At 61.7% G+C, this 7602-nt stretch carries 5 protein-coding genes; all 5 read left to right on the forward strand.

Going from position 1 to position 7602, the window contains the following annotated elements; all coding sequences use genetic code 11:
- The first annotated feature begins 48 nt into the window (after window positions 1-48).
- The 5 genes from VNN55_04870 (at window position 49) to dnaB (ending at window position 7540) form a co-directional block, all read left to right on the forward strand.
- Window positions 49-1182, forward strand: coding sequence for a glycosyltransferase family 4 protein (locus tag VNN55_04870; protein ID HWO56881.1), 1134 nt, complete (start codon window positions 49-51; stop codon window positions 1180-1182).
- Between the two features lie 3 nt (window positions 1183-1185).
- On the forward strand, window positions 1186-2205 hold the full coding sequence (locus VNN55_04875; protein ID HWO56882.1) for a lysylphosphatidylglycerol synthase transmembrane domain-containing protein: 1020 nt from the start codon (window positions 1186-1188) through the stop codon (window positions 2203-2205).
- 6 nt (window positions 2206-2211) lie between these two features.
- The gene (locus VNN55_04880) at window positions 2212-4407 is read left to right on the forward strand and encodes a glycosyltransferase family 39 protein (protein HWO56883.1); all 2196 of its coding nucleotides are present in this window, start codon (window positions 2212-2214) and stop codon (window positions 4405-4407) included.
- A complete protein-coding gene (locus tag VNN55_04885) occupies window positions 4404-5450 on the forward strand; it encodes a Gfo/Idh/MocA family oxidoreductase (protein ID HWO56884.1) in 1047 nt (348 codons plus the stop codon). Before VNN55_04880 ends, VNN55_04885 begins: the two co-directional genes overlap by 4 nt.
- A 653-nt stretch (window positions 5451-6103) precedes the next feature.
- Window positions 6104-7540, forward strand: coding sequence for a replicative DNA helicase (dnaB, locus tag VNN55_04890; protein HWO56885.1), 1437 nt, complete (start codon window positions 6104-6106; stop codon window positions 7538-7540).
- Window positions 7541-7602 lie beyond the last annotated feature (62 nt).

Consider the following 7602-nt stretch of genomic DNA (forward strand, 5'->3'; position numbering starts at 1 on the left):
ACCGCGACCGCCGTGCCGACCGGCGGGTCTGGCCAGCGACCAGCCACCATGCGCATCCTCATCCTCAACTGGCAGGACCGCAAACACCCGTATGCGGGTGGGGCGGAGGTCCATCTCCATGAGATCTTCTCCCGCCTCGGCGCGCGCGGCCATCAGGTCACTCTGCTCTGTTGCGGCTTCGACCGGGCGCCGTCAGAGGAGGAGTACGATCACATGCGGATCATCCGTCGCGGCGGACGGCTCCTCTTCAATTGGGGGGTGCCGGACTGGACCCGCGAGCTGATGCGGCGCGAGACGTTCGATGTCGTCGTCGATGACATCAACAAGATCCCGTTCTATTCGGCGCGCTTCGTGGAGAAGCCGATCCTGACGGTCGTCCATCACCTCTTCGGCAAAGCGATCTTCCGCGAAGTCAACCCGATCGCGGGGGCCTATGTCTACCTGGCCGAATCGCTGGTGCCGCGCTACTACCGCGGGCTGCCGGTCATGGCGGTCTCGGAGAGCACGCGCGATGACCTGGTGTCCAAGGGGATGAGCCGCGAGTTGATCCGGGTCGTCCACAACGGCATCGATCTGGCCCAGTACACGCCTGATCCGACGGTGCCCAAGGCGCCCAATCCCACCCTCTGCTTTCTCGGACGGGTGAAACGCTACAAGTCGATCGACCATCTGCTGCAGGCCATCGCCCGTCTGCAAACGGAGATCCCGAATCTGGCGGCGCACATCATCGGCTCCGGCGGCGATGAGCCGCGTTTGAAGGCCATCGCCGAACGGTTGGGAATCGCCGGCCGGGTCACCTTCCATGGGTTCGCCGAAGCCAACAGGAAAATCGACCTGGTCCGCCGCTGCTGGGCGGTGGTTTGCCCGTCGGTTAAGGAGGGGTGGGGGCTGACCAATATCGAGGCCAACGCCTGCGGCACGCCGGTCATCTGCGCCGATGTCCCCGGGCTGCGTGATTCGGCGCGTGATGACCAAACCGGACTCTTGTATCCTTATGGCGACATCGGGGCGCTGACCGAGCGCATCCGGCGCCTGTTGACCGACGCCGACCTGCGGGCCCGCCTCGAACGCGGGGCGCTGGAATGGGCGCAACGGTTCAGCTGGGATCAGGCCGCCGAACAGACCGAGGCGATTCTCCGTCAGGTGGCCGGCGGCGACCCCGCCATCGGACGTGAGCGGTAGCGCATGAAACGCAAAGCCATCATCGGCACGATCATCAGCATCGTCTTTATCTACCTGGCGCTGCGCAAGGTCGACTATTCCGAACTCTGGGCGGTGGTGAGCGGCTGCAAGTGGGAGTGGCTCATCCCCAACATCATCCTCGTCGTCGGCGTGATGTGGGTGCGCGCCTGGCGCTGGCAGTTGATCCTCAAGCCGGTCGGCGATGTCTCGTTCTCGCGGGTGTATTCCTCCACCATGATCGGTTTCATGGTCAACAACGTGCTCCCCGCGCGGCTGGGGGAGATCGCCCGCGCGGTTTCGCTGGGGATCAAGGCCAATCTGTCGCGCTCGGCCACGCTGGCGACCATCATCGTCGAGCGCATCTACGATTCCTTCACGCTGCTATTGTTCCTCTGGCTGGTCTTTGCCTTCTCCCGTATCAGCGAACTGACCGAGGTGGGACGGGTCCGCTATGTGGGCTGGATCTTTTTGGCCATCAACGTCGCGTTGCTGGCCATCCTGATCATCCTGCAGGTCAAAAACGAGGCGGCGGTCCGCTGGATTCGCAAGGTCAGCCGTCGGTTCTCGCCGCGGATACAAAACCTCGCCGGCGAGATCACCGAGAAGTTCGCCCGCGGCCTGCGCATGCACCACAATGTTCCCACGACGATCGGTGTGGCCGCTTCCTCGCTGGTCATCTGGTTTATTCTGGGCATCTCGAATTACTTCGTCCTGCTGGCTCTCGGGTTCGACCATCTGCCGGTGGAGGCATCGTTTGTGGTGCTGGTGGTGGTCTCGCTGATGATCTCCGTGCCCTCCAGCCCCGGATACGTCGGGGTCTTCCATTGGGGGGTGCAGGTCTCGCTGCGGATCTATGGACTCAACGACGGCCAGGCGTTGGCGGTGGCGATTGTTCTCCATGCCGCCCAGTACATCCCGATCACGCTTCTGGGTCTCTACCATCTGCGCAGTGAGCATCTGACGTTGTCGCGTGTCGGCGGGGGCGAGGAACCCGCGCCGCCGGCCCAATCCACCCATCCCTGACCCGCCATGTGGAACCGGCTTACCAAGCGCCCCTCGCTGGCCGTCTTTGCCGCGGCGCTCCTGGTCCGCCTGATCTACTTCGCGGCGGTCGACCAGCCGCCGGTGCAATTCGACGCCCGGCAGTATGTCGCCGTTGCCGCGGCCGCTCCGATCGCGGTGTGGAATCCGTCTCTCTGGAACGACACCACCGCGCGCGAGAACATTTCCTTCAGCCGCGTGATGAATGATCTGATCGATGACGAGACCGTCATCTGGGCCCCGTATGACCCGCCGACCTTCGGGCAGGCGCTCGACTGGCTGTTTTTCAGCGGCCCGGCCTATCCGGCGTTTCTCACCGCCATCTTTCATTTGACCCCCGCGCATGATTTCTGGGTCGTGCGCATCGCGCAGGCGATCCTCGATGCGTTGACCGCCGCGCTCATCGGTTTGGTGATGGCACGTCTGATCTCGCCCCTCGGCGGCGCGATCGCCGCCGGCGCGTGGGTGGTGTATGGTCCGGCGATCGTCAAGACCGCCGAACTGCTGACTGAGACCTTCTCCATCTTTCTGGTCGTGCTCCTGGTCTGGCTGCTTCTGCGCGCCTATGACTTGCAGTCGCGCAAATGGCTGATTGCCGCCGGCGCGGTCTGTTCGATTCTGGCGATGGGGAAGGCCTCGACCGCCCTGTTGATTGCCCCGGTGCTCGCCGCCTGGCTCTGGGCCAACCGCGGCAGGGCGCTCCGTCCCCGGACCAGCGTCGTCTGCCTTCTGGGGTCATGGTTGATCGTGATGCTGCCCTGGCTCTTTCTGGTCAACCATCGCTACGGACGATTCGCCGTGCGCGACCCTTCCTATGGCACGGCCAACTTCCGGCAGGCGAATATCCTCGAGACCGAGGGATACAACACCGACATGGCCCCGGTCGACTTCTGGACCTATCCGGTCTGGCGCGAATTGAGCAACCGGCCGATGGAATATGCCCGTCTCTATCTGCAGAAATTCCGCCGTCTCTGGTGGCGCGCCTGCGACGACTATCGCATCGGCTTTCCGTTTGGTCCGGCCGCCACGCAGTGGCTGCATCGGTTGATTGTCTTGCTGGCCGCGCTGGGAATGTGGCTGTGGACCCGTCGCGCCGGGCCGCCGGTCTGGCTTGCGCTGGCGGTGATCGTCTACTTTGCCGGATTGCACACGATGATGCATGTGGTCTCGCGCTACAATTTGCCGGCGATGCCCTTTGTCATCGGCGCGGCGGTGACCGGCGCATTCTGGCTTGTGCGGCAGGAGATGCCAGGCGCCCTCCGGCGTCTCGGCATCGTCGGCGGCCTGGTCCTTCTGGCGTTGCTGGTGTTGGCGATGGTCCGGCCATCCTTCTGGCTGATGGTTCCCGGCGTCTCCGCGGCCACGGCCGCGTGGCTGTACTGGATAGTCGGTTTACTGGTCATCATCGCCACGGTCGGCGCCGCGATTGTCCTCTGCGGACACCGGGGGTGGGAACGCTGGGCCTACACGGTCGTCGTTGGCGGCGGCGTGGCGCTGGTGTTCCTCGGCTGGGCCACCACGCGTGAAGGGCATGCCGAGTGGGCGGCATCCATTGAGGACCCGCAAACGGAGATCAGCCGGCGAATCATCCTGCCCGCTGATCTCCATCTGGGTTCGGTCAAACGCGCCTATGTCCTGATTGACGCCAACATCACGCCGGGCAGCGACTTTAAGGTCGTCACCCACGTCGACCATGTCCGTTCCGCTTTTCCCGAGAGTCTGATCATCAGCGATGATTCCTTCTACGGCAAGCCGCACTACCGCAATTTCATGCGCTACAACGGTGACGTGCCCGCCACCATTCGCGGCTGGTCGCGCAATCTCTTCGAAGGCCCGCTTCTGGATTCGATCCTCGCCGACGGGCAGGTCGAGGTGCGTCTGGGGATGGAATCCGAGGGCGCCCCGCGCGGCGCCTTGATCGTCTATGGCGACCTGCCGCAGGAGAACCCGGATCACTGGGACTTGCCGGGCCTGACCTACTCGTCGATTGAGCGCTACTACGAGGGCGCCGATCCGCGCATCTGGCAGAAATTGACAATCAGCTCCGACTCCACGGTCAGCGTCCGCATTGAGAACGGTCAGAGCGACTTCGACGATCTCTCGGAGCGGTGGGGACGCCAGCCCGGTCAGTACCGCATGATCCTGCAGTTGTTGCTTGCCGACGAGCGCTCGCTGTATTTTTGACGTCCAATGGGAGGTGTGCCATCACAGCATCCGACAAACTGCGCGTAGGCGTCATCGGCGCCGGCTACTGGGGTCCCAATCTCATCCGCAACTTTGCGCTCGTTCCCGATGCGGCGGTGACCGGGGTGGCCGATGCTAAGCCCGAACGCCGCGCTTTCATTGCGCCGCGCTTTCCGACGGTCAAGGTCTTCGCGTCGGCCGAGGAGCTGATCCGCTGGGACCAAACCGATGCGGTGGTGATCGCCACCCCGGTCCATACCCATTTCCCGCTGGCCAAGGCCGCGCTGGAGGCGGGCAGGCATGTCCTGCTGGAAAAGCCGATGTGCGCCTCGGTCGCCGAGTGCGACCGGTTGATCGAACTGGCCGAGAAAAAAGGGCTGACTCTGATGGTCGACCACACCTTCCTCTACACCGGCGCGGTCCGCAAGATCGTCGCGCTGGTCGCCGGAGGCGAGATCGGCGAGGTCCTCTACTTTGACTCGGTGCGCGTCAACCTCGGACTGTTCCAACATGATGTCAATGTGCTCTGGGACCTTGCCCCGCATGATCTGTCGATCATGGACGCGGTCATGGGGCCGGGCGCCGAGGCGGTCTCCGCGCTCGGACGCGCCCATCTGGGCACCCATGTCGAGAACATCGCCTACATGACCGTGATGTTCAATCACGGCGCCATCGCCCACTTTCATGTCAACTGGCTGGCGCCGGTCAAGGTCCGCACCACCCTCATCGGCGGCTCGCGCCGGATGATCGTCTACGATGACACCGAGCCGTCGGAGAAGGTCAAGATTTACGACAAGGGCGTCGATGTCGCTACCGACGTCGAGAAAGTCCATCGCACGCTGGTCCAGTACCGCACCGGCGACATGCACGCTCCCAAAATCGACGACACCGAGGCGCTGCTTTTGGTGGCGCGCGAATTCGCCGATTCGATCCGCGAGAAACGGGCCCCCTTGACCGACGCCCACGCCGGCCGTCGGGTGGTCGCCGTCCTCGAAGCCGCCAACAAATCGCTGACCCAGGAAGGCCGGCTGGTGCGGCTTTAGCGCGCCAGAAACAATCCTGTCATCGTCACGGGGCGATGACAACGTTGGGGCCGGGATCACGAAGTCGGATCATGGGGCAGGTCCGAGACCCGCGTCTCCATCGGAAAAAGAACAGGCTCGGCGGAAGCCTCGCCCTCCCATTCACGCATTCCATGAAGTATCGGGAGGGCGAGCCTCCCGGCGAGCCGCCGCCGACGTACCACCACGTAGCACCCAAGTCCGTTGCTTTCACTTGTATGGATTTGCGCATCGCCGCGCGAGGGGCCTACAATCCACGGCGGCTCAGCAGGAGCTTCGCCCTCCCATTCACGTATTCCATGAAGTATCGGGAGGGCGCGCCGCCGCCGACGGATCGGTTGGTCGAAGCAATCCCTGTTCCCGCGCATCATCCGTGGCCTTCCGCTGCTGAGTAAGCTTTTTCGACATGGGAGTGGACCCCCTGGTACCGCTGGGGTCAGATTCGGACTTCTCAACATATGATTGACAAGTTTCCCACATTTACTCATCCCTATTGACAGAAAGTGAGGGTGGAAGGCTGATTGAGTTTCTTGGGAGCGGATTCATGGTAGCTTCAGGCTCCTACGTAAGTCCTCGCAGCCTTTGATAAGTCAGATTGAGTGCTTTTGAGGCAATGACTGGAGTGATACCACGCCATGGGCATTAACCCTGAGTCGATCTCAATAGAGGAAGTACTTCGTCGAGTTCCACCTTCGGCTCCTGAGGTGGAGATGGCGGTACTTGGGGCCATGATGCGAGATTCGGCCGCGAGTGTCGAGGTAATCGAGCTTCTGCGCGTAGAGGACTTCTACAAACCGGCACACAGGAAGATCTTTCTGGCAATGCAGGAATTGTTTCAGAAGAATGAACCTATTGACATCGCAACTGTGGCATCCGAGCTGGAACGAACTTCTGAATTAGTCAGCGCTGGAGGCAGAACCTACCTTGTAGACATCGCAGATTCTGTCTTCACTTCGGCAAATGCGAAGACTCATGCCCAAATCGTCCTTGAGAAGTCACTCCTAAGGCAATTGTTAGCCGCTGCATCTGAGATTGAACAAAAGTGCTTTGGTGCGTTCGGTGATATCGGGAATCTACTTGACGAAACGGAAAAGGTCATCTTCGAGATCGCTGGGAGAAGGCTGCACCAAGACTTCTCAAGGATCGGAGAGGTGTTACCACACACTTTCGAGCAGATTGAGCGCTATCGCACACAAGGCGGAGGCATCACTGGACTTTCAACGGGATTCAAAGATCTCGATGCTCTGACAGGTGGCCTCCATTCGACAGACTTGGTCGTTCTTGCGGGTCGACCCTCAATGGGTAAGACTGCCTTCGCATTGAACATCGTTGAGAACATCGCGCTTTCAACGGGTAAAGGATGCGCTGTCTTCTCCCTCGAAATGTCCAAGGAGCAACTCGCCGAGCGACTGCTCTCATCACATGCGCGAGTAAGCGCGCATAACCTGAGGACTGGCCGTCTACGCAATGAAGAATATGCTCGACTGAACGTCTCGGCGGGAATGCTCTATGAAACGAAGATATTCGTAGACGATTCCGCAGCGTTAGGCATTCTGGAGCTCAGGGCCAAAGCACGCAGGCTGAAAGCGCAACATGACATTTCTCTTGTTGTGATTGACTACCTTCAAATGATGCATGGTCCGAGAAGTCTTGAAAACAGACAGCAGGAAATCTCTTTGATCTCGAGGTCATTGAAGGCTCTGGCCAAGGAACTCAAGGTCCCGGTCCTCGCGCTCTCCCAGCTGTCCCGTCAGGTCGAACAGCGCGGCGGCGATCGTCGCCCGCAACTGGCGGACCTGCGCGAATCGGGCGCCATCGAGCAGGACGCCGACGTCGTCATGTTTGTCTATCGTCCCGAGCGCTACGGCATCACCGAGGAGAAGGGGCAGTCGCTGGAAAACACCGCCGAAATCATTGTCGGCAAGCAGCGCAATGGTCCCACCGGGACCGTGCTTTTGACCTTCCTCAAAGAGTTCACCCGCTTCGAGAACCGGGCCGACACCCGCACCGTTGGCGTGCCGCCGCCGACCGTCTCCGCCGCGGGAGCGCCCCCGGATGATGCGCCGTTTTAGTCCCTGAGACCGTCGGTCATGTGCGGGATTAGGTGGGGCGGGGGAATGCCCTCACCCGGTCG

The organism is bacterium (assembly GCA_035559435.1).
In the GTDB taxonomy this organism is placed as follows: Bacteria; Zixibacteria; MSB-5A5; order WJJR01; family WJJR01; genus JACQFV01.